This is a genomic window from Paraburkholderia sp. MM5477-R1 (assembly GCF_050436385.1).
In the GTDB taxonomy this organism is placed as follows: domain Bacteria; phylum Pseudomonadota; class Gammaproteobacteria; order Burkholderiales; family Burkholderiaceae; genus Paraburkholderia; species Paraburkholderia tuberum.
In genome coordinates, this window is record NZ_JBNDMC010000003.1 from 1 (window position 1) to 21,326 (window position 21,326).

The 21,326-nt window shown below is 63.0% G+C and carries 19 protein-coding genes, 2 tRNA genes and 1 rRNA gene; 12 read left to right on the forward strand and 10 right to left on the reverse strand.

The window, feature by feature from the left end; translation table 11 throughout:
* Nucleotides 1-293: 293 nt before the first annotated feature.
* The 4 genes from OKW35_RS03275 to OKW35_RS03290 all read right to left on the reverse strand — a co-directional run bounded on the left by OKW35_RS03275 (nucleotide 294) and on the right by OKW35_RS03290 (nucleotide 3,692).
* Nucleotides 294-369, reverse strand: a tRNA-Ala gene (locus OKW35_RS03275).
* 53 nt (nucleotides 370-422) lie between these two features.
* A tRNA-Ile gene (locus OKW35_RS03280) sits at nucleotides 423-499 on the reverse strand.
* A 75-nt stretch (nucleotides 500-574) separates the two neighbouring features.
* Nucleotides 575-2,107: ribosomal RNA gene (locus OKW35_RS03285) — 16S ribosomal RNA — on the reverse strand.
* A 469-nt stretch (nucleotides 2,108-2,576) separates the two neighbouring features.
* On the reverse strand, nucleotides 2,577-3,692 hold the full coding sequence (locus OKW35_RS03290; RefSeq protein WP_090803817.1) for an AI-2E family transporter: 1,116 nt from the start codon (nucleotides 3,690-3,692) through the stop codon (nucleotides 2,577-2,579).
* Between the two features lie 272 nt (nucleotides 3,693-3,964).
* On the opposite strand from OKW35_RS03290, the gene OKW35_RS03295 reads away from it, so the two are divergent.
* From OKW35_RS03295 to OKW35_RS03310, 4 genes are all read left to right on the forward strand, one after another.
* On the forward strand, nucleotides 3,965-5,179 hold the full coding sequence (locus tag OKW35_RS03295; RefSeq protein WP_184028728.1) for a DUF2863 family protein: 1,215 nt from the start codon (nucleotides 3,965-3,967) through the stop codon (nucleotides 5,177-5,179).
* Between the two features lie 213 nt (nucleotides 5,180-5,392).
* Entirely contained in the window at nucleotides 5,393-6,274 is an 882-nt protein-coding gene (locus OKW35_RS03300; RefSeq protein ID WP_429551245.1) for a LuxR C-terminal-related transcriptional regulator, read from the forward strand.
* A gap of 120 nt (nucleotides 6,275-6,394) precedes the next feature.
* Complete coding sequence (locus OKW35_RS03305; protein ID WP_184028785.1) at nucleotides 6,395-7,069, forward strand: energy-coupling factor ABC transporter permease; 675 nt, start codon at nucleotides 6,395-6,397, stop codon at nucleotides 7,067-7,069.
* 174 nt (nucleotides 7,070-7,243) lie between these two features.
* A complete protein-coding gene (locus OKW35_RS03310) occupies nucleotides 7,244-7,861 on the forward strand; it encodes a BspC domain-containing protein (protein ID WP_429551246.1) in 618 nt (205 codons plus the stop codon).
* Nucleotides 7,862-7,972: 111 nt separating this feature from the next.
* Here the strand turns inward: OKW35_RS03310 and OKW35_RS03315 are convergent, their stop codons facing one another.
* The gene (locus tag OKW35_RS03315) at nucleotides 7,973-9,139 is read right to left on the reverse strand and encodes a M14 family metallopeptidase (RefSeq protein ID WP_429491504.1); all 1,167 of its coding nucleotides are present in this window, start codon (nucleotides 9,137-9,139) and stop codon (nucleotides 7,973-7,975) included.
* Nucleotides 9,140-9,190: 51 nt separating this feature from the next.
* Entirely contained in the window at nucleotides 9,191-9,973 is a 783-nt protein-coding gene (gene yaaA, locus OKW35_RS03320) for a peroxide stress protein YaaA (RefSeq protein WP_184059287.1), read from the reverse strand.
* Nucleotides 9,974-10,030: 57 nt separating this feature from the next.
* Between yaaA and OKW35_RS03325 the strand changes: the two genes are divergently transcribed.
* Both OKW35_RS03325 and OKW35_RS03330 read left to right on the forward strand, forming a co-directional pair.
* Nucleotides 10,031-10,537, forward strand: coding sequence for a putative toxin-antitoxin system toxin component, PIN family (locus OKW35_RS03325; RefSeq protein WP_429551247.1), 507 nt, complete (start codon nucleotides 10,031-10,033; stop codon nucleotides 10,535-10,537).
* A 186-nt stretch (nucleotides 10,538-10,723) separates the two neighbouring features.
* A complete protein-coding gene (locus OKW35_RS03330) occupies nucleotides 10,724-11,896 on the forward strand; it encodes a pyridoxal phosphate-dependent aminotransferase (protein ID WP_429551248.1) in 1,173 nt (390 codons plus the stop codon).
* Nucleotides 11,897-12,005: 109 nt separating this feature from the next.
* Here OKW35_RS03330 and OKW35_RS03335 read toward each other — a convergent pair whose 3' ends face one another.
* On the reverse strand, nucleotides 12,006-12,653 hold the full coding sequence (locus tag OKW35_RS03335; RefSeq protein WP_429491502.1) for a glutathione S-transferase: 648 nt from the start codon (nucleotides 12,651-12,653) through the stop codon (nucleotides 12,006-12,008).
* 127 nt (nucleotides 12,654-12,780) lie between these two features.
* Here OKW35_RS03335 and OKW35_RS03340 point away from each other — a divergent pair, with 127 nt between their 5' ends.
* The 6 genes from OKW35_RS03340 to OKW35_RS03365 all read left to right on the forward strand — a co-directional run bounded on the left by OKW35_RS03340 (nucleotide 12,781) and on the right by OKW35_RS03365 (nucleotide 19,133).
* Nucleotides 12,781-14,337, forward strand: coding sequence for a 3-hydroxyacyl-CoA dehydrogenase (locus tag OKW35_RS03340; protein WP_429551249.1), 1,557 nt, complete (start codon nucleotides 12,781-12,783; stop codon nucleotides 14,335-14,337).
* Entirely contained in the window at nucleotides 14,334-15,122 is a 789-nt protein-coding gene (locus tag OKW35_RS03345; RefSeq protein ID WP_090803799.1) for an oxepin-CoA hydrolase, alternative type, read from the forward strand. The genes OKW35_RS03340 and OKW35_RS03345 overlap by 4 nt, the downstream gene beginning before the upstream one ends.
* Nucleotides 15,123-15,143: 21 nt before the next feature.
* Complete coding sequence (locus tag OKW35_RS03350; RefSeq protein ID WP_184059297.1) at nucleotides 15,144-15,860, forward strand: histidine phosphatase family protein; 717 nt, start codon at nucleotides 15,144-15,146, stop codon at nucleotides 15,858-15,860.
* 20 nt (nucleotides 15,861-15,880) lie between these two features.
* On the forward strand, nucleotides 15,881-16,987 hold the full coding sequence (locus OKW35_RS03355; RefSeq protein WP_429551250.1) for a phosphotransferase: 1,107 nt from the start codon (nucleotides 15,881-15,883) through the stop codon (nucleotides 16,985-16,987).
* A gap of 57 nt (nucleotides 16,988-17,044) precedes the next feature.
* Nucleotides 17,045-18,304 carry an acyl-CoA dehydrogenase family protein gene (locus OKW35_RS03360; protein WP_429406804.1) on the forward strand — a complete coding sequence of 420 codons (1,260 nt, stop codon included), beginning with the start codon at nucleotides 17,045-17,047 and terminating at the stop codon, nucleotides 18,302-18,304.
* A gap of 127 nt (nucleotides 18,305-18,431) precedes the next feature.
* Nucleotides 18,432-19,133 carry a glutathione binding-like protein gene (locus tag OKW35_RS03365; RefSeq protein ID WP_429452056.1) on the forward strand — a complete coding sequence of 234 codons (702 nt, stop codon included), beginning with the start codon at nucleotides 18,432-18,434 and terminating at the stop codon, nucleotides 19,131-19,133.
* A 98-nt stretch (nucleotides 19,134-19,231) separates the two neighbouring features.
* Here OKW35_RS03365 and OKW35_RS03370 read toward each other — a convergent pair whose 3' ends face one another.
* Genes OKW35_RS03370 through OKW35_RS03380 form a run of 3 tightly spaced genes read right to left on the reverse strand, consistent with a single transcriptional unit; the run spans nucleotide 19,232 to nucleotide 21,324 of the window.
* Complete coding sequence (locus tag OKW35_RS03370) at nucleotides 19,232-19,708, reverse strand: MaoC family dehydratase (RefSeq protein ID WP_090803792.1); 477 nt, start codon at nucleotides 19,706-19,708, stop codon at nucleotides 19,232-19,234.
* Nucleotides 19,705-20,163, reverse strand: a complete 459-nt coding sequence (locus OKW35_RS03375; protein ID WP_090803790.1) for a MaoC family dehydratase — start codon at nucleotides 20,161-20,163, stop codon at nucleotides 19,705-19,707. Before OKW35_RS03375 ends, OKW35_RS03370 begins: the two co-directional genes overlap by 4 nt.
* A 33-nt stretch (nucleotides 20,164-20,196) precedes the next feature.
* On the reverse strand, nucleotides 20,197-21,324 hold the full coding sequence (locus OKW35_RS03380) for an acyl-CoA dehydrogenase family protein (RefSeq protein WP_429551251.1): 1,128 nt from the start codon (nucleotides 21,322-21,324) through the stop codon (nucleotides 20,197-20,199).
* Nucleotides 21,325-21,326: the final 2 nt, after the last annotated feature.

Below are 21,326 nucleotides of genomic sequence, written 5' to 3' on the forward strand. Positions count from 1 at the left end.
GGGTCCCATCCCCGGAGGGGATAGACGCACTCGCTACAGGTTGAGTATTCGTGTTGCGCCGTATTCCAAAGCAATCTTTCGATCACCTTTAAAATACATCGATACAATCACAACCCTGATTCACCTACTCACACACCCATCTCCAGGTATGCTTTCGTGAATCTCTTTACTACTTCTTCCTGATTGTTAAAGAACGGCAGCCGGTATGAAGCCTGTGCCTCATACCGCTCTGACTGGCTCAATCGCCAATGCGCAACGCTCTGCCTTCATGCAGAACCCTGCGCATTGAGGATTGGTGGAGGATGACGGGATCGAACCGACGACCCCCTGCTTGCAAAGCAGGTGCTCTCCCAGCTGAGCTAATCCCCCAGTCCCACAGATACTCCAGCGGCCCCAGCCCTTCAGCTCACCAGACAAGACACTGGTGGGTCTGGATGGATTCGAACCATCGACCCCCGCCTTATCAAGACGGTGCTCTAACCGGCTGAGCTACAGACCCCTGAGCCTGCCTGCGTTGCTTCTAACCACAGCCGATAAGCGTGAGCACTTGAGTGCAATGAATGCACAGCTCTGGAAAGGAGGTGATCCAGCCGCACCTTCCGATACGGCTACCTTGTTACGACTTCACCCCAGTCATGAATCCTACCGTGGTGACCGTCCTCCTTGCGGTTAGACTAGCCACTTCTGGTAAAACCCACTCCCATGGTGTGACGGGCGGTGTGTACAAGACCCGGGAACGTATTCACCGCGGCATGCTGATCCGCGATTACTAGCGATTCCAGCTTCACGCACCCGAGTTGCAGAGTGCGATCCGGACTACGATCGGTTTTCTGGGATTGGCTCCACCTCGCGGCTTGGCAACCCTCTGTTCCGACCATTGTATGACGTGTGAAGCCCTACCCATAAGGGCCATGAGGACTTGACGTCATCCCCACCTTCCTCCGGTTTGTCACCGGCAGTCTCCCTGGAGTGCTCTTGCGTAGCAACTAGGGACAAGGGTTGCGCTCGTTGCGGGACTTAACCCAACATCTCACGACACGAGCTGACGACAGCCATGCAGCACCTGTGTTATGGCTCCCTTTCGGGCACTCCCGCCTCTCGGCAGGATTCCATACATGTCAAGGGTAGGTAAGGTTTTTCGCGTTGCATCGAATTAATCCACATCATCCACCGCTTGTGCGGGTCCCCGTCAATTCCTTTGAGTTTTAATCTTGCGACCGTACTCCCCAGGCGGTCAACTTCACGCGTTAGCTACGTTACCAAGCCAATGAAGGCCCGACAACCAGTTGACATCGTTTAGGGCGTGGACTACCAGGGTATCTAATCCTGTTTGCTCCCCACGCTTTCGTGCATGAGCGTCAGTATTGGCCCAGGGGGCTGCCTTCGCCATCGGTGTTCCTCCACATCTCTACGCATTTCACTGCTACACGTGGAATTCCACCCCCCTCTGCCATACTCCAGCGCTGCAGTCACCAATGCAGTTCCCAGGTTAAGCCCGGGGATTTCACATCGGTCTTACAGCACCGCCTGCGCACGCTTTACGCCCAGTAATTCCGATTAACGCTCGCACCCTACGTATTACCGCGGCTGCTGGCACGTAGTTAGCCGGTGCTTATTCTTCCGGTACCGTCATCCCTCACGGATATTAGCCACGAGGTTTTCTTTCCGGACAAAAGTGCTTTACAACCCGAAGGCCTTCTTCACACACGCGGCATTGCTGGATCAGGCTTGCGCCCATTGTCCAAAATTCCCCACTGCTGCCTCCCGTAGGAGTCTGGGCCGTGTCTCAGTCCCAGTGTGGCTGGTCGTCCTCTCAGACCAGCTACAGATCGTCGGCTTGGTAGGCCTTTACCCCACCAACTACCTAATCTGCCATCGGCCGCCCCTGCAGCGCGAGGTCCCGAAAGATCCCCCGCTTTCCTCTCCCGAGCGTATGCGGTATTAATCCGGCTTTCGCCGGGCTATCCCCCACTCCAGGACACGTTCCGATGTATTACTCACCCGTTCGCCACTCGCCACCAGACCAAAGTCCGTGCTGCCGTTCGACTTGCATGTGTAAGGCATGCCGCCAGCGTTCAATCTGAGCCAGGATCAAACTCTTCAGTTCAAACCTGTTACTGTGTTCGGGCTCTCTCGAACCCGGTCGCTCACTCAACGTACTGACGATGATTGATCCGTCTTTCGACAGACAAACCTTCCTCTAATACTGTGTGAGGCTTCTGATACTTCTGCCTGACAGCAGATTCCGGAGAATCCGCTGCCGCATCCCGCATCAAGCGCCCACACTTATCGACTGTTAGTTTTTAAAGATCGGTCCGCCAAACCCGCCGCGCCTGAACCACCACTACCCGGCACTGCTTCGTTTGCGTCGCTGCGTCTGCAGCAGAGAAGGGAGATTATGGAGAACTTCCGTCGGATCGTCAACAGGTTTTTATCACTCGCCTAACCTGCCCACGCCGCCGAAGCCCACGCCATCAAAGGCTTCCCGCTTCTCCGCACCCCGGCGTCCGGAGCGCGAAAGAGCGGAATTCTAGTCGCCGCAGCCAGAACTTGCAAGCGAAATCCTGGGGTTTTCCTTAGGGGATCTTTCCCATACGGCCCGGATCGTCTATCGATGGGGTTTTCACTTCGGGCGCCAGCGTCTGGGCAGCGGATGCGCCGATCGTCCAATCATGCAGCACGGTATAAGCGACCGCCAGCAACGTCGGGCCGATGAAAACACCAAGAAAACCAAACGCAAACGCGCCGCCGAGGATGCCGAGCATCACCAGAATCAACGGCATGTCACTGTTTTTGCCGATCAGGATCGGCTTGATGACGTTATCGGCCATGCCGACTACCAGCAGGCCCCATATGACCACAAAAATCGCCCATCCAGTCGACCCGCCCTGATACAGCCAGATCGCTGCCGGCAACCAGACAATGACCGGACCGCCCGGCACCACCGACAGAAAAAACGTCACGAGCCCGAGCAACGCCGGCGCCGGTACGCCCGCCATCCAGAAACCGAATCCCGCGAGAACCGCCTGTACGAGGGCCGTACCAAGAATCCCGTAGACCACCCCCTTCACCGTGCTGCCCGCCAGCGCCAGCAGATACTCGGCGCGCTCACCGGCTACTCGACGCATGCCGGCGTTCAGCCAGGCGGCCGCCCCCTCGCCACCGGTATAAAAGAAGAACGCGAGCACGATGCTCAACGCCAGCAGCCCCAGCCCATGCGTCACCGCAAGCGCCGCCGCCAGAATCCACTTCCCAGCCGGCGCGGCGAGCGTGTGCAATTGCGCGATCAACTCGGAATTGCTGCTGGTCAAGCGCTCCCAAAAGGCCTCGATGCTCGAACCAACCAGCGGGATCCGCTGCACCCACGGCGGCAGATCGGGCAACCCCGACTCGAAAAGTCTTTGCACCAGCGCAACGATGTCGTGAACATGCGCGCCGAACGCGAAACCCGCATAGACGAACGGCCCGAGCACCACGACCAGAATAATCAGCACGATCAAGGTCGCGGCCAGCTTGCGCCGCCCGCCGACCACGCCAGTGAGTCGCCGGTAGAGTCCCCAGGAACTGTAGCTGAGGATGGCGCCCCACAGCAGCGCGGTCGTAAATGGCGCCAGCACCAGCAACGACCCACCCACGAGCACAATCAATGCGAATACCGCGGCAAGTCGCTCGATCAGTTGGTCAGATTTCACGATGAATCTCCTATTGCGCCAGACCGTGGCAATGACATGACACACGCCCGTCAGGCGCCCGCTGAACGCCGTCAGTATAGAAGCGAGTTGGGCGTCCGGGGTGTCTTATACCATCCCGCCAGGGTGTTGCGAGTCGCTTGCGACTGTGCCGGTGGCGACCGCATTTTTTGAGATGAAAGCGCCCAAATTGCCCGGAGATTGCTGGCCAATCCATATAGCTGCCTGGAAAAGACTAGAATATAAGGTTCCGTGCCCCCAATTTTTCTGGATTTATGCGCTCGCGAATCACCAAACGTCTCCCTCCCGACGCCGACAAGCTCGTCGGTCTCTCGCTCGCGCTTTTCGCGTCGGGCAGCCGTACCGAAGATCGCTTCTGGGAAGCGAAGCTCGACGCGCTGCTGGCCAAAGTCGTGCGCAACGCCAACCAGACTACGCTGGACGCCGCGCTCGACCATCTGCAGCAAAACCATCCGGATGCCTACGGCGCGCTGGCCGACATGGCGGAAACGCACAGCGAATCGTTCGTGATCGAACATGAAGGCGTGTCTTATGAAGCGCTGCTGATCGCCGCGCCTGTGCTCGCCTGGACCCGCTACGTGATTCCGTCCGGCCCGCTCAAGTCCGACGCCGCCGACGCCCTGCGCGCACACCTGCAAGCGCACGTGCTCGCTGCCAACACGCGCGTGGCAATGGCTCCATTCCTGTTCAGCATCGACCAGTTGCCGCGCCATCACGTCGAAACGTGGCGCATCGCCCAGCAACTTGCGCAAGCCGCGGTCAGCGGCGGCAACGCGAAGCTCAATTTCGGCGAACTGCCGGAGACCTCGCCGATTCTGGCGGACCCGCGCTTTCTGCTCGCCGTAGTCGCCGCTCCCGTCGGCGACGCGACGTTCCGCTGGCAGGAAGAAGAGCACGGCACTCGCATCGAACGCGGCCAATGTCTCGAGCAATGGGCCACCCAAGGCGGCGCGAATCTGTCGGTCGTGCTGCCGGGCTGCGAATTCGAATGTCTGCTGCCGGATGCGTACTACTCGGCGTGCCGCGACGCCGATGAAAGTGTCCGTCCGCACACCGTGCGTACCGCCGTGCGTTATCTTTTCGACACTATTGGCGCGGCGCCGCAGGATCTGCGCGCGGTGGTCGCCGGCTTCGGCGAGCGGCGCATCGACGAGTACCGCGTCGGCTTCACGCGCAAGGGCAGCAACGACGTGATCTACGGTGTCGTGTGGCCACTCTACGGCCGCGAAAACGGCGAGGCGGGCATCGACGAGGAGCCGGAGGAAATCACCGGCTCCGACGAACCGCTCGAGGAAATCGTCGCGCTGCTCAAGGAAACCGGCATCACGGATGTGCGCCGCCACGCGGGCCGCTTCGAGCCGGAATATTGCGACGACTGCGGCGTGCCGCTGTATGCGGACCCGCTCGGCGAAATCGTCCACGCGGAAATGCCCGAAGACGCCGAGCCCGCGCAACCCCATTTCCATTGACACCGAAGTCGACATCCCTGCCTTATCGCAAAAAAGCCCCGAATACACGGGGCTTTTTTGTTGATTGTCCGCATTTCTTATGCCTTTTGGACAGCCGTCAAAACGAAGGGAATTTGTCATCATAGGCACGGTGACGCATCGCCGTGATCGAGTCAGCTCCACGAGTCCCACAGATGCGTCGCGCCATTTCGCCCGATACATCTGGAGACATGCATGCGCTTCGCGATTCTCAATTCAAACGCAGAACGACGTGATGGACTCAAGGCCTTGCTGCGGCAGATCGACCGGCTGGCACGCTTCACAGAAGCCGATGAATGGCGTCTGCTCGAACGTCCGTTCAAGCGTTATCGGCCTGATCTCGTCGTGATCGACTGGGAGGACTGGATGTCGGTTGCGCAGGTGCGGGCGTTGCTCAGCCACTTTCCGGACCTGCGCATCAGCGTGCTCACCGACGGGACTTTGCCCGCGCTCGTGCGCGCGCTGATGGACGAAGGTGTGCTCGGCGTTGTTCCACGCGACACCGATCCCTGCCTGATCGTGCGCGCATTGGAAATGGTGCTGCTCGGCGGTCACTACGTGCCGCCCGGCGCGCTGGCGATCGATCCGCCGCTGCCGACCGACACCGCGATCCGTACGTTCGACGAAGAAAGTCCGCCGCCCCGCCGCAACAAACTCTCGGGCGGGCTGTCACCGCGGCAGGAGCAGATCATGCGCTGCGTGCACATGGGCAGCACCAACAAGATGATCGCGCGCACGCTCGGCATTAGCGAAGGTACGGTCAAGATCCACCTGACGAGCATATTCCAGCAACTTGGTGCGCCCAATCGCGCCGCCGCGGTCGCGCTTTACAACGGATGGCTCACGAATCATTTGCAAGTGCTGCGCAACAACGGCGAGCACAGCGCGCAGCCGGTCATCCGCGGGCAGCCTGGCCCGGTTCCGCTCCGGCGCCGCACACGTGCGCGCTTCCAGTATCCGTTGCCGGGCAGCGACACCAGCAGCGCGCTACCGATGGCCGCGGAGCCCGCCACGTCGTACGGTGAGGCCCCACCCGGCCGGCCCGCGCGGAAGTCGGTCGGGCCGGGTTCCGCATGACGCGGGGCGCGGGGCACGCCGCGCGCATGGGTTGGAACGTCCGCATGCGCGCGGCGTCGAGGGTGGGCTGGCATGGAATCCGCTCACACCTTTTGTCGTCCAACGAGTAATATGAGACACATGGGTTTCCTCTACACACCGCTTCCGTTTTGGGTCGCTGTCGGTGGCTGGATTGCCACTGCGATGGTGATCGCGCTCGCGCTGTGGAAAAAACCTTTCAAAAGACTTCAGGACGGCACGCTCCAGCATGTCTGGCTCGCGATAATCGTCGCGGTGTCGGTGCTGTGGTCGAGCAACGCCTGGCTCGACGACGGCACCGTGATGCACCTGCTCGGCGCCACGCTCGTCGTCACGCTGTTCGACTGGGGGCTCGCCCTGATCGCGATGGCGGTGGTCGCGGGTCTGGCCGCCGTCGTCTTCGATGCGCCGTGGCAGGGCATCGCGCTGACGTTCCTCGTGTACGGAGCCCTGCCCGTCGCCATCTCGACCTTGCTCCAGCGCATCTGCACCGCGTGGCTACCGCGCAATCTTTTCATGTTCATCTTCGGCCAGGGCTTCGTTTCGCCCGCCATTGCCGTGTCGTTGACGGCCGCGGCAGCGCTCGGCATCCATATCGTCGTGTCCGGCGGTTCGATGACCGTGGTGCCAATCGGCTACGCGCTCAGCGTGCTGCTGCTCGCCACCGGCGAAGCATGGTTCACTGGCATGGCGACCGCGCTGATCGCGGTCTACCGTCCCGCATGGGTGACCACCTACGACGTGCGGCGCTATCGTCTGGGCGGCCCGCGCACCTGAGAATGCGCGCTTTGACGTCGAGTGCGGCGCATCTGTGATAATCAGCGCCTCGTCACTGGAGACTTTCCGGGCGTCCCCGCCAGGACAAGGCAGAATATTTGCAGCAACATTGAACTCAACCCTTGCGCGCGGCATCTTATTTGCCTCATCTCCCATTTGCGTCTAAAGAACTAGATGGATCGCACCAATGTACCGAGCCGGTTGCTGCGGGTGATCGGCCGGTTGGCAGCCTGCGCAGCGAGTCTCTCGCTCATCTGCGCGGCTCCCGCATTCGCTGATCAGCTCGAACAGCACAACGACCTCGTCAAAAGATTTATCACCGAAATGCATGCGGATCCGCTCGTCGCGGACTGCGCCGCGCATGGCGACTTCGTCGCGAGCACGTCAATCGCTTTCGACCACGTCGAATTCCCGTCCAGTTCGTTCGACAGTGCGCACTCGTCGGTCACGCCATGGAACGACTCGTTCGACGAAGGCAAGCAGCGCGTCAAGGTGGACAGCATCGTCACCGTCGAGGGCGTCGGCGTGCGCCAGGATAACTCGGGCGAGCCGGCCGATCTGAAATTCCGCTGCGGCTACGTCGGCTCGCAGATGCTCGCGTTCAGCTGGAACGATCCGGTACCGCCAAACCGCGCGCATAGCGCGGGATCGGGCAAGCACAAAGGCGGCAAAGGCAAGCACGCGGTCGGCGGCAAGACGTCGAAGAAGTCGTCGAAGACAGGCTCGGGCCAATCGTCGCGCACGACGTCGAGCAAATCGGCAAACAAGAGCTCGAAGAAGAAGAGCCAATGACATCTGGCGCTGATCGAGCCGCGCCAACGTCCGATCAGTCGCCCCAATAAAAAACGAGGCACGCACTTTTGCCGTGCGTGCCTCGTTTTTTGTGTCCATTCGTCCGCTTCTTCAGGCGAACGTCTCCACGTGTCGCAGGATCGCTTGCAACATTGCGGCGCCAAGCGATGCGCTGCGCTCGCCGTTCCAGCCGGCCCGCTCGTCGGGCAGATTTGCGTTGTCCTTGAACGGCATTTCCAACGTCAACGACAGACAGCCGAATTCGTTGCCGATGTACTTCGACGCGAGCTTCAACGCATCCTCGCGATACTTGCTCGCCGCATAGCCATACTGGTCCTGAAAATCCGGACTCGCGTGCTTGAACGCCTCGATGAACGCCGTCTGCTCGCGGCCCTGCCGCTCGGTGAAGCCCGGCAACATTTCGGAGCCCGCGACGAACACATACGGCAATGCCTCGTCGCCATGAATATCGAAGAACAGGTCGCAGCCTATCGCATGAATCGCGTCGCGCACCACCAGCACCTCGGGACTGCGCGCGGCATCCGGCTCCATCCATTCGCGATTCAGGTTCGCGCCGGCCGCGTTGGTGCGCAGATTGCCGCGCACGCTGCCGTCCGGATTCATGTTCGGCACGATGCGAAACACTGCATGATCGTACAGCTTGCGCGCGACCGGGTCGCCCGCCCAATCGCCCCAACCGACGAGGCGCTTCACGAACCCCTCGATGAACCATTCGGCCATCGTCTCGCCCGGATGCTGCCGGGCAATCAGCCAGATGTTCTTTTTGGGCGCGGCGTTGGCGGCATCGTTGGCGGGCGGCGTGCCGAGCGTGAGCAGCGAAATCGGCCGGCCTTCGACCGTCTTGCCGAGTTCGGTCAGCGACGCGTGCGGCATCTGCTGCACGGCGCCGAGAAACTCGGCATGACGCTCCTCGCTGTACGGTTCGAAGTACGCGTAGTAGATGCTGTCGAAATCGGGCGTATGGTCGATCGTCAGCACGCGGCCGTCGTACGACGTCGGCACGCGAAACCAGTTCACGCGGTCGTAGCTCGCGACCGCCCGATAGTCGCGCCAGCCCTCCGCGAACGCGCACGCGGCAGCGTTCTCGAAGGTCATCACGCAGCGCTCGCCCGCCGCGCCCGACAGGCGGAAATAGAACCACTGCGCAAACTCGGCGTGGCTGTCGGGCCGTACGCGCAGGCGAATATTGCCGGCGTCCTCGCAGGACAACACATCAACTGCGCCTGCGTCGAAATTGCTCGTAATCGATAACGTCATCGGAGTCTTCCCTGCCTGAATTCAAGCTGCCTTTTTAGCGCAGCGGCACGCTTATTCCGCAACGCGGCGGCGAAATACGAAAGTGGAGTCGTTCGAGGCTTCGGCACTGAACGCGTAGCCTTCGGTCTCGAAGTCCTTCAACTGCTCGGGACGATCGAGGCGATTTTCCACCGCGAAGCGCGCCATCAAGCCGCGCGCGCGTTTTGCATGGAAGCTGATGATTTTGTAGCGGCCGCCCTTCCAGTCTTCGAACACCGGCGTGACGACCGGCGCGTCGAGCAGCTTCGGCTTGACCGACTTGAAATATTCGCCCGATGCGCAATTGACCAGCACGCGCGAGGTGGCCGCATTCTTCTTCAACTGCGCGTTCAACGCATGCGTGATCCGCTCGCCCCAGAACGCGTACAGATCCTTGCCGCGCGGGTTGACGAAGCGCGTGCCCATTTCGAGCCGGTACGGCTGCAGCAGATCGAGCGGACGCAGCAGGCCGTAGAGGCCCGACAGCACCCGCACGTGATTCTGCGCATAGTCGAGATCGGCCGACGACAACGTCTTCGCATCGAAACCTTCGTACACGTCGCCGTTGAAAGCGAGCACCGCCTGCTTGGCGTTGTGCGTGCCGAATTGCGGCGACCAGTCCGCGTAACGCTGAAAATTGAGGTGCGCGAGCTGATCGGAAATGCTCATCAGCGAAGCGATCTGTTGCGGCGACAAACGGCGCAGGCCGCTGATCAGTTCGGCGGCGTCATCGACGAAATCGGGGATCGTGTGCTTTTTGACGTGCGGCGGGGTGTCGTAGTCGAGCGATTTCGCCGGCGACAGAACGATTATCATAGAGGCTTGCAGGCACGCCGTGCCTGGCGGTCAAAGACGAAAGCCCGATTGTAACGAATGCCCGGTTCCCTCGCCTCAAGCGGCGCGTTGCGCGTCGTACTCGATTCCAATGTCTGGATCGACATACTCGTATTCGACGACCCTCACACGCGGCCGATCGCCGCCGCGCTCGAAAGCGGCGCGCTCGCCGCGCTGATCGACGCGCGCTGCCTCGCCGAGCTCGCCTACGTGCTCGACTATCCGCAGTTCGCGCACCGCAATGTCGACAAAGCCGCTGCGCTCGCGGTCGTCGCGCGGCTGGCGCAACTGGTCGAGCCGTGTGAGCCGACCGAGTCCGCCGCCGACGCGCGGCCGCTGCCCCAATGCAAGGATCGCGACGATCAGAAGTTTCTCGAGCTTGCGCATGCGGCGCAGGCCGACTGGCTCGTGTCGAAAGACCGTGCGGTGCTGAAGCTCGCGAAACGGATCGCGCGCGACTTCGGCTTCAGGATCGCGCAACCGGCACCGTTCGTCGCGGCAATCGGCATCGCGCAGAATGCTGGGGGCGAGCCCGTCAACGCGTGAATCCGACCGTCCGTGCGGCGCGTTGATCCGAGCGCATGTTGAAGGTTCATCGTCAGGCGGCTTCTGACGATCAACGTGACACCCGCGGCGCGCACAGCGTGTCGCGATTCCCTACAATCAGGCTTCGCCCTTCGCAACGACAGTTCGAGAACCGGCCCACCTTATCGCCCTGCTACCCACGACGCCATGAACGCACCGCACGACACGCCCACGAGCCCCACGTTTCCGTCTCGCCTGCCGAACGTCGGCACGACGATTTTCACCTTGATGAGCGCGCTCGCCGCGGAAAAAGGCGCGGTGAATCTGGGTCAGGGCTTTCCCGACTTCGCCTGCGATCCGCGCATCGTCGACGCGGTCGCGAACGCGATGCGCGACGGTCACAACCAGTATCCGCCGATGGCCGGTGTGCTGCCGCTGCGTCAGGCGATTTCGGACAAGATCGCGAATCTGTACGGCCGCCACTACGACGCCAATAGCGAAATCACCGTGACCGCGGGCGCCACACAGGCGTTGCTGACCGCGATTCTTTGCACTGTCCATCCCGGCGACGAAGTGATCGTGATCGAACCGACCTACGACAGCTATCTGCCGTCGATCGAACTCGCGGGCGGCAAGCCGGTTTTCGTCACACTCGACGCACCCGATTACGCCATCCCGTTCGACAAGCTCGCCGCCGCGATCACGCCGAAGACGCGGCTCATCATGATCAATACGCCGCACAATCCGACCGGAACCGTGTGGCGCGAACAGGACATGCGCAAGCTCGAGGAGATCGTGCGCGGCACCAACGTGCTGATCCTGTCCGACGAGGTGTACGAGCACATGGTCTACGACGGCGCGCCGCATGAAAGCGTCGCGCGTTATCCGCAACTCGCGCAGCGCAGCTTCGTCGTGTCGAGCTTCGGCAAGACCTACCACGTGACGGGCTGGAAGGTCGGCTATGTGGCCGCGCCCGCCGCGCTGAGCGCCGAGTTCCGCAAGGTGCACCAGTTCAACGTGTTCACCGTCAACACACCGATGCAGATCGGCCTCGCCAATTACATGAAGGACCCGGCGCCGTACGTGGAGCTACCGGCGTTCTATCAGCGCAAGCGCGATTTCTTCCGCGCGGGCCTCGCGAATTCGCGCTTCAGGCTGCTGCCGTGCACGGGCACGTATTTTCAATGCGTCGACTATTCGGCGATCAGCGACCTGCCCGAAGCCGAATTCGCGCAATGGCTGACCGGCGAAATCGGCGTCGCGGCGATTCCGGTCTCGGCGTTCTATCACGAGGCGCACGAGTCGGGCGTGGTGCGCTTCTGCTTCGCCAAGCAGGAAGGCACGCTCGCTACCGCGCTCGAACGGCTCGCGCGGCTCTAGGATGCCTTGCGCGATGCCACGAACGAACCCACGTTACTTGCCATCGCGCTGCGCGGCACGGGTGTGCGCTTCGCAACCATGCGCGCTTCATGGCACTGCGCTCATTCCCTCAGGACGCACGCGACGCCGCGACACAGGCCTTGCGATCCTCCGTCACGCGCTGCGCAGCCGGCCGCGGGTTGATCGTCTTTACGTAGCGCTTCCAGTCGATCCCCGCTTCGAGCAGAAGATCGCGGCCGTAAATGGTCTGTGTCGCCATACCGACGAGCGGCAGGCTCACGTAGCCGGCGGTATCCGCCACGCTGAATTGCTCGCCGCACAGATACGGCGAGAACTTCGCGATCCGTTTGAAACCGGCGATGTGATGCGTGAGCAGCTTCTCGACGCGCCCTTTCGTCGCGTCGCTGACCGTGCCGCCGAAAAACGCTTCCTTGTACAGATTGCGCGCTGTCAGCTCGAGATGTACATCGACGAAAAAGATCATTTCGCGTTCCTTGGCGGCCTGCCACGGATCGGCGCAGAAGATCCGCTTGTCGGGAAAACGCGCAGCCAGATATTCGACGATGCACTGCGACTCGCAGAGGTCGCCGTGCTCGGTCTGCAGATATGGCACCTTGCCGAGCGGCGAATGCTCGAGCAGCGCTTCTTCCTGACTCGGCTTCACGAACTGCTCCTCGAACTCGATGCCATGTTCGAGCAGCACGAACTTGACCTTGTTGTAGTAGTTGGACAGCGCAAAACCGCACAGCTTGATCATGGGGTGTCTCCTTATGTCACGGTGTGTGAGACCGCGCGTCGAGGTTGAAGCAGCGGCTTTCCATCGAATCATCCAAGAAATTGCACGATCGTGCTATTCTAAAATAACCATGGAGTCGGGCATCACAATGAACTCTCGCAATTTCAGCATCGCGACCATCGGCATCGTCGGCACCGGCGCGATGGGCCGCGGTATCGCGCAAATCGCGGCGCTCGCTGGCCTGCGCGTGCGGCTCTACGACACCCACGCGGCCGCCGTCGGCGCCGCGCGCGACTATCTCGCGGAGACTTTCGCCAAATTGACGGCCAAAGGCAAGCTGGAGCAGTCGCGCTCGCTCGCCGCGCTCGCCAACGTGAGCGGCGTGCAGGCGATCAGCGAACTGGTCGGCTGCGATCTCGTCGTCGAGGCGATCGTCGAAAAGCTCGAGGTGAAGCAGGCGCTGTTTCGCGAGCTCGAAACCGTGGTCAGCGGCCGCTGCATCCTCGCGTCGAATACGTCGTCGCTGTCGATCACCGCGATTGCCGCGGGCTGCACCGATCCGTCGCGCGTGGTCGGCTATCACTTCTTCAATCCGGTGCCACTGATGAAGGTCGTCGAAGTGATCGACGGCCTGCGCAGCGACCCCGAAGCCGGCGACGCGCTGATGGATCTCGCCCGCCGCATGGGCCACACGCCGGTGCGCGCGAAGGACATGCCGGGCTTCATCGTCAATCACGCGGGCCGCGGCATGAATACCGAGGGCTTGCGCGTGGCGGGCGAAGGCGTCGCGAGCTTTGCGGACATCGACCGCATCATGCGCGAGCAGGCCGGCTTTCGCCTCGGGCCGTTCGAGCTGCTGGACCTGACCGCGCTCGACGTGTCGCATCCGGTGATGGAGTCGATCTATCACCAGTTCTACGAAGAACCGCGTTACACGCCGTCGCCGATCACGGGCACGCGGCTATCGGGCGGACTGCTCGGCCGCAAGAGCGGCGAAGGTTTCTATCGCTACGTGGACGACAAGCAGCAGGTTGCCGCCGAAGCGCCCGCTCCGACCACGCTGCCGCAAAGCGTGTGGGTCAGCCAACGCTACCGCGACGCGTATGAGGCCGTCGTGCAACTGGTCGGCAAAGCGGGCGTAAAGCTCGACGAAGGCGCGACGCCCGCCGCCGGTTCGCTGATCCTCGTCACGCCGTTCGGCCACGACGCGACCACGGCCGCGGTCGACGAAGCGCTCGACGCGAGCCGCGTCGTCGCCGTCGATGCCCTGTTCCCGCTCGTCGGCGCGCAACGCCGCACGCTGATGACCACGCCGGCCACGACACGCGCCGCACGCGATAGCGCGCATGCGCTGTTCGCCGCCGACGGCATCCCCGTCACCGTGATCCGCGATTCGACCGGCTTCGTCGCGCAGCGGGTGGTCGCGACGATCGTCAACATCGGCTGCGACATCGCGCAGAAGCAGATCGCGACGCCGGAGGACATCGACCTCGCCGTCATGCTCGGCCTCGGCTACCCGCGCGGACCGCTCGCGCTCGGCGACGCGCTCGGCGCCACCACCATTCTCACGATCCTGCGCAACATGCACAGCGTGCTCGGCGAACCGCGCTACCGTCCGTCGCCGTGGCTCGCAAGACGCGCGCAACTCGGCCTTGCGCTCACCCAGCGCGACGCCACCGACATCCCAACGGAGACCCGATCATGAGCGCCGCCCTGCTCGCTTCACGCCCGGCCAGCAGCGAATCCACGCTGGTCCTCACGCTGTCGAACCCCGGTGCGCGCAACGCGCTGCATCCGGACATGTACGCCGCGGGCATCGAGGCATTCGATACCGTCGAGCGCGATCCGTCGATTCGCGCCGTCGTGATCACCGGCGCCGATAACTTCTTTTGCGCGGGCGGCAACCTGAACCGCCTGCTCGAAAATCGCGCGAAAGATCCCTCCGTGCAAGCCGATAGCATCGACATGCTCGCTCAATGGATTTCGGCACTGCGGCTATCGTCGAAGCCGGTCATTGCCGCGGTGGAAGGCGCGGCGGCCGGCGCCGGATTTTCGCTCGCGCTCGCCTGCGATCTGATCGTCGCCGCGGACAACGCCAAATTCGCGATGTCCTACGCGCGCGTCGGCCTGACGCCCGACGGCGGCGGCTCGTGGTTTCTCGCCGAGGCGCTGCCGCGCCAGCTGGCCACCGAGGTACTGATCGAAGCCAAGCCGATCGGCGCCGCGCGTCTGCACGAACTCGGCGTCGTCAACCGGCTCACGAAAGCCGGCACCGCGCTCGATAACGCGCTCGCCTGGGCCGACGAGCTCGGCGCGATTTCGCCCAATTCGGTCGCGCGCATCAAGGGGCTGATCGCCGCGGCCGGTACGCAGCCGCTCGCTGATCATCTGGTCGCCGAGCGCGATAACTTCGTCGCGTCGCTGCATCATCGCGACGGTCTCGAAGGCATCACCGCGTTCCTCGAAAAACGCGCACCCATCTACAAATGAACGACGAGAGAGCCGCCCGACATGCCCGACTACCAACTGCCGAAACGGCGCCGCATCTTCCTGATGCGTCACGGCGACGTCACCTACTTCGACGACTCCGGCCGCGCGATCGATCCTGAAACCGTGCCGCTGAACGCGAACGGCCGCGAGCAGGCGAGCGCGGCGGGCCGCGTGTTCGCCGAACAGCAGGTGCGCTTTGACCGCGTGATCGTCAGCGGCTTGCCGCGCACGATAGAAACCGCGCGGTGCGTGCTTGCCGAAACGGGTCAGCAGATCGAGCCCGAAATCGAGCCCGCGTGGCGAGAAATTCGCGGCGGACGGCTCGGCGGCATTCCGCCGAGCGATATCGAGGCCGCGTTTCTCGGCGTGTTCGACGGCATCGTGCCGGAGAGCATGCGCTTTCTCGACGGCGAAACGATCGGCGAGCTGTTCGATCGCGTGCTGCCGGCCGTCACGGCGCTGCGCGAAGACACGTCGTGGGACACCGCGTTGCTGGTGCTGCACGGCGGCGTCAATCGCGCGATCCTGTCGCACGCGCTGACGGCCGGCGGCCGCACGTTCTTCGGTCATCTGGCGCAGGCGACCGGCTGCATCAATGCGCTCGACGTCGGCGCCGCGCCGCGCGACTGGGTGCTGCGCATGCTCAACTATTCACCGCCGTCGCCGTTGCATCGCGACGTTCGCAACACCACGATGGAAATGCTCTACGCACAGTTCATCCGATACCAGCGTAGCTGACACCGAACTGGAGGAGACACATGGCGCAAGCCACGCAGACCGGCGAACCGGCACGCAGACAGGACTACTCGGCTTTCGAGGGCACCCGCCCGGTCAACGAGCGGCAACGCTTCGACAACGACGCGCTCGCCGCGTGGCTGGCCGGACATGTCGACGGATTCGAGGGGCCGCTCACGCTCGAGCAATTCGCGGGCGGACAATCCAATCCCACGTTCAAGCTGATCACGCCGTCGCGCGCGTACGTGATGCGCGCGAAGCCCGGGCCCGCGGCGAAGCTGCTGCCGTCCGCGCATGCGATCGAACGCGAATATCGCGTGATGCACGCGCTCGCCGACACCGACGTGCCGGTCGCACAGATGCTCGCGCTGTGCGAGGACGAAAGCGTGATCGGTCGCGCGTTCTACGTGATGGAGTTCGTGGAAGGTCGCGTGCTGTGGGATCAATCGCTGCCCGGCATGACGCCCACCGAGCGCGCGGCGATCTACGACGAAATGAATCGCGTGATCGCGGCGTTGCACAGTGTCGACGCCGCCACCGCCGGCCTCGCCGACTACGGTAAGCCAGGCAATTACTTCGCGCGCCAGATCGGCCGCTGGAGCAAGCAGTATCTGGCGTCCGAGACCGAGCCGATCGACGCGATGCACCGGCTGATCGAATGGCTGCCGCAGCATATGCCGGCCGAAACGAACGAGCGCGTGTCGGTCGTGCATGGCGACTACCGGCTCGACAATCTGATTTTCGATCGCAACGAGCCGCGCGTGCTCGCGGTGCTCGACTGGGAACTGTCGACGCTCGGCGATCCGCTCGCCGACTTTGCTTACCACTGCATGGCGTGGCATGTCGACCCGACGCAGTTCCGCGGCATCGCGGGACTCGATTGGGCCGCGCTCGGCATTCCCGATGAAGCGCGGTACGTCGAGCGCTATTGCCAACGCACCGGTTTCGAGATTCGTGGCGACTGGAATTTCTATCTGGCCTACAACATGTTCCGCATCGCAGCGATCCTGCAAGGGATCATGAAGCGCGTCGTCGACGGTACCGCATCGAACGCGCAGGCGCTCGACGCCGGCCGGCGCGCGAAGCCGATGGCCGAACTCGCCTGGCACTATGCGCAGAAGGTTCTCTAGACACAAGGGCGCGCCCTGCTCCCCATCATTCGCAGTCCGTTACCCGCGAGGTCCAAGATGAATTTCGATTACACCCCGAAGGTCCAGGCGTTGCGCGAAAAACTGCTCGCCTTTTTCGACGAGCACATTTACCCGAACGAACAGGCGTTCTATGCGGAGATCGCGCGCAACCGCCAGAACGGCAACGCATGGGTGCCGACCGAACTGGTCGAGCAACTCAAGCAGAAGGCGCGCGAGGCCGGTCTGTGGAATCTGTTCCTGCCGCAATCGGAGCGCGGCGCGGGCCTGACGAATCTCGAATACGCGCCGCTGTGCGAGATCATGGGCCGCGTGCCGTGGGCGCCGGAAGTGTTCAACTGCAACGCGCCGGACACCGGCAACATGGAGACGATCGAGCGCTACGGCAGCGAAGAGAACAAGCGCGAGTGGCTCGAACCGCTGCTGCAAGGGCAGATCCGTTCGGCGTTTCTGATGACGGAGCCCGAGGTCGCGTCGTCGGATGCGACGAACATCCAGACCAGCATCGTGCGCGATGGTGACCATTACGTGATCAACGGTCACAAGTGGTGGTCGTCGGGCGCGGGCGATCCGCGCTGCAAGGTCTATATCGTGATGGGCAAGACCGATCCCGACGCGCCGCGCCATCAGCAGCAGTCGATGATCCTCGTGCCCGCCGACGCCACCGGCATCACCGTGCATCGCCCGCTCACGGTGTTCGGTTACGACGACGCGCCGCACGGCCACATGGAGATCACACTCGACAACGTGCGCGTGCCCGCTACCAGCATGCTGCTCGGCGAAGGCCGCGGCTTCGAGATCGCGCAAGGCCGTCTCGGCCCGGGACGCATCCACCACTGCATGCGCCTGATCGGTCTCGCCGAACGCGCGCTCGAATTGATGGTGAAGCGCTCGCTGCAACGTGTCGCGTTCGGCAAGCCGGTGGCGTCGCAAGGGGTCACGCAGGAGCGTCTTGCCGAGGCGCGCTGCATGATCGAGCAGGCGCGTCTGCTCACGCTGAAGACGGCGTACATGATGGATACCGTCGGCAACAAGGGCGCGCGCGGCGAGATCGCGATGATCAAGGTGGTCGCGCCGAACATGGCGTGTCAGGTGATCGACTGGGCGATTCAGGCGCATGGCGGCGGCGGCGTCAGCGACGATTTTCCGCTCGCGTATGCCTATGCGTCGGCGCGCACGCTGCGTTTCGCCGACGGCCCCGACGAAGTGCATCGCAACGCGATCGCCAAGCTCGAACTTGCGCGTCATATGGATGCGGGCTCGGCGGCTCGCGTTGAGATGCCGGTCACACGCGTTTGAGTGCTTCGGCTCGGTGTGAGCGTGGGGACTGAGCCCGCGGCAAGCAGCGTCGCGCGATCTATGCTCTAATTTTCGGCAACGGCGGCGCCCTCTTTGCGGCGCCGCTTCGACGAACAAAGGAGCCAGGATGATCGACGTCTATAGCTGGGCGACCCCGAACGGCCACAAGATTCATATCATGCTCGAGGAAACGGGCCTACCCTACAACGTGCATGCCGTGAACATCGGTGCCGGCGACCAGTTCAAGCCGGAATTTCTCGCCATCAGTCCCAACAACAAGATTCCCGCGATCGTCGATTCCGAAGGTCCGAAAGGCGCCGACGGCCGGCCCTTCGCGCTATTCGAATCGGGCGCGATCCTGATTTATCTGGCCGAGAAAACCGGCAAGTTTCTACCGAGCGATCCGGCCGCGCGCTACGCGGCACTGCAATGGCTGATGTTCCAGATGGGCGGCCTTGGTCCGATGCTGGGGCAAACGCATCACTTCCGCGTGTATGCACCCGAGCAGATCGAATACGCGGTCAATCGCTACACCAATGAGGCGCGACGTCTGTACGGCGTGATGGACTCGCAACTCGGCAAGACGCGTTACCTGGCCGGCAACGACTATACGATCGCGGACATCGCCGCGTTTCCGTGGACCCGTTCGTGGAAAAATCAGGGCATCGAGCTCGATACCTTGCCGAACGTGAAGCGCTGGCATGAAGAGATCGCTGCGCGGCCGGCGGTGGTGCGCGGCGTCGACGTGCTGGCGTCGGCGCGCGCGCCGCTGATGGACGACAAGGCGAAAGAGATCCTGTTTGGCGCGACGCAGTACGCGAAACACTAGTTTCGGCCGTCTCGCTGACGCGGCTCGACACAAACCGAAAGCGCGAGCGGCATGCCTGCCGGCTCGCGCTTTTTCATTTCGTCTGCAAAGGGAAAACGCTAGAAATAATGCCGCGTGATGAACTCCGCGACGCACACCGGTCGTTCGCTGCCCTGACGCTCCAGCGTCACGTTCCACGCGAGTTGCACGCCGCTGTTGTCGACGTCGGTCACCGACTCGACGGCAAACTTCCCGCGCAGCGACGACCCCACGAGTACCGGCGACACGAAACGCACGCGGTTCAAGCCATAGTTGACACCCATGCGCTGCTCGATCTTCACCGTTTTGCCGAGCAAAGCCGGAATCAGCGACAGCGTCAAAAACCCATGCGCGACCGGGCCGCCAAACGGCGATTCGCGTTTGGCCCGCTCGGGATCGATGTGAATCCACTGATGATCGCCGGTTGCCTCGGCGAAACGGTCGACCCTCTCCTGATCGACGCTCAGCCATTCGCTGACGAGCGGCTCGGCGCCAATGAGCGCGCGCAAAGCACCCGCATTGTCGAAAGCGACTGGCGTCGCCGCGCTCGCCGTCATGCCGCCGCTCCCGGATTGCGCAGGCCGAACATGCCGTTCGAGCGCACGGTGATCACCGTTTCGCCGTGCTGATTGATGCCCTCCCAGCGTGTCGACACGATGCCGCGATCCGGCTTGCTCTGCGACACGCGCTTGTCGACGATGACGTTCATCATCGTGATCGTGTCGCCGACTCGTACCGGCTTGAGCCAGCGGATCTCGTCGATCCCGGGCGAACCCATCGATGTCGAATCCGCCAGTACCTTGCGCACGAGCATGCCCATCATTACCGAGCAGGTGTGCCAACCACTCGCGACGAGGCCGCGGAACGGCGATTCGGCCGCGGCGGCTTCGTCGAGATGAAACGGCTGCGGATCGAACTTCTGCGCGAACTCGACAATCTCCTCGCGCGTGAACATGTGCTTGCCGATTTCGCGGCTCGAGCCCACTTCCATGTCTTCGAAACTGATTTTCATCGTGCACCTCCTTTGTCCGGTGGAACGGCCCGATCAGTCTTCGGCGACCGCAAATCCGGGCAGCGTGGCAAACCGCGCGAGATGATGATCGACGTCGCCGAGCGTGGTCTCGATGATCGCGAGGCGCTTGAAAAGATGCGCGGCCGCCACTTCGTTCGTGACACCCATGCCGCCGTGCAACTGCACCGCCTGTTGACCAACGAAACGCGCGGCCTGGCCGACCCGAACTTTTGCCGCGGAGATCGCTCGACGGCGCTCGTTCGCGTCTTCACTCGCGTAGCGCATCGCGGCCAGATACGTGATCGAGCGCGCCTGCTCCGCGTGGATGAGCATCTCGACCATGCGATGCTGCAACGCCTGGAAACGCGCGATCGGCTGGCCGAACTGCTGGCGCGTTTTGGTGTACTCGACGGTGGCGTGATTGAGCGCGTCGAGCGCGCCGAGCGCTTCCGCGCACAGCAGCAGCGTGCCGTAGTCGGCGATCTGCTCGAGGGTTGCCGCCCCCGCGTGTTTGCCGGCGAGCCGGCGCGCGGGCGTGCCATTGAATTCGAGCGTCGCCGCGCGTTGACCGTCGATCGTGCGGTACTCGGTGAGCGTGACGCCGGCCGCGTCGCGCGCGACGACAAAGAGTGCGATTTCGCCATCGAGGCGCGCCGGCACGATCCAGTGGTCCGCCTGCGCGCCGTGCAGCACGACCGATTTGGTGCCGCTCAGCGTGTGCTGCGCACCCTGCCCGCTCGCGGTCGTCGCGACGTCGAACAGATCGTAGCGCGCATGCGGCTCGTGAAACGCCACGGCCAGCCTCGCTTCGCCCTGGGCCGCCCGTTCGAGCAGCGCGGCATCTTCGCCGTCGCCGGCGCCGGCAAGGCGCAGCGCTTCGATGCCGACCGCGGTCGCCCAAAACGGCTCGACGACGAGCGCGCGGCCGAGCTCCTGCATGACCACGAGCATGTCGATCGGACCACCGTTGAAGCCGCCCTGCGTTTCGGGCACCGGCAACGCGATCAGCCCCAGTTCGGTGAACGCGGCCCAGTGCACAGCCGATACGCCCGTCTCCGAGCGCACGATCTGCTGGCGCGCTTCGAAGCCGTAGCTCCTGTCGAGATAGCGGCGCAGCGCATCGGCAAATTGCTGTTGTTCGTCGTTGAAAGTGAAGTCCATGC